1 protein-coding gene is annotated in these 248 nt (G+C 64.9%); it reads left to right on the top strand.

Features of this window, described 5'->3' with window-relative positions:
* A partial coding sequence (gene rplV / locus ACQG3P_RS21285; RefSeq protein ID WP_426806162.1) for a 50S ribosomal protein L22 occupies positions 1 to 248 on the top strand: 248 nt, incomplete at both ends.

Raw genomic sequence — 248 nt, 5'->3', positions numbered from 1 at the left:
CGCCTGCCGGCCGAGCGTGCGGTCAACCCGCTGAAGTTCTCGGACAAGACGGCTGCCCACCGGATCAAGACGGGGGTGGAGTCGGCTATTGCCAAGGCCGAGAACAACCAGGGCGCCGACGTCGACGAGCTGAAGGTTCAGACCATCATGGTTGATGAAGGTCCGACCCTGCAGCGTTTCATGGCGCGGGCGAAAGGCCGCGGCACCCGCAGCCTCAAGCGCACCAGCCACATCACTGTGGTTGTGGG

Origin of the sequence: Stenotrophomonas sp. SrG, from assembly GCF_050031795.1 — a bacterium.
In the GTDB taxonomy this organism is placed as follows: Bacteria; Pseudomonadota; Gammaproteobacteria; order Xanthomonadales; family Xanthomonadaceae; genus Stenotrophomonas; species Stenotrophomonas rhizophila_A.
This window is presented reverse-complemented; position numbering and strand designations above follow the sequence as displayed.